Below are 586 nucleotides of genomic sequence, written 5' to 3'. Positions count from 1 at the left end.
ATACCAAATCAAACTGAAAGTGTTGGACCAATGCGTTAAAAGTAGTCATTGACGCGCTCGACAAGATCTATGGCGATGTTGTCTCAGGTTTGGTCAAAAAAATGCAGCATACTCTTGCAAAACTTTTTGGCAGAGACGAAAAATCGATTGTTGCGCACATGTTCATTCTTCTATGGAGTTTAGGTTGGGGGGTAGGGAAGAACAATGCACCTCAATCCCCCTTTCTTTTTCTGCTTTTAGGGGCCTTGATCCAAGATCAGGTGAATGTTAGGCGCCTTTGGATAAGCGTCTTTCAGCTGATCAAAAAACGTCTTCAAGGTTTTTAAGGATACCACCTGTCAAATCCAAGGGCTCCCATCGGGTTCATGCGTGTAGGCCGTCATGAGGGTGCCTGACAGGTGATTTTCGTTGCCATGGTGGGGGGGCATCACCAAACAGGATGAGGTCATCCTCCGTCGATGTTGTCATCACCGTTAAAAAGGCCTCCTGCTTGGCTGCCTTTTCGGGCCGCGCTTCTGGCTTTTTAAATGAAAAATTATGGGCGCACAGCCATGAGGTCTTGCCTTGAATCGTCTAGTCAATGCCT

1 protein-coding gene is annotated in these 586 nt (G+C 46.9%); it reads left to right on the top strand.

Annotation, left to right across the window (positions count from 1 at the left end):
• The first annotated feature begins 89 nt into the window (after window positions 1–89).
• On the top strand, window positions 90–326 hold the full coding sequence (locus HE1_RS00220; RefSeq protein WP_235075651.1) for a hypothetical protein: 237 nt from the start codon (window positions 90–92) through the stop codon (window positions 324–326).
• Window positions 327–586 lie beyond the last annotated feature (260 nt).

The organism is Holospora elegans E1 (genome assembly GCF_000648275.1).
In the GTDB taxonomy this organism is placed as follows: Bacteria; Pseudomonadota; Alphaproteobacteria; order Holosporales; family Holosporaceae; genus Holospora; species Holospora undulata_A.
The sequence above is the reverse complement of the archived record's forward strand: the minus strand, read 5'-3'. Positions and strand labels throughout refer to the sequence as shown.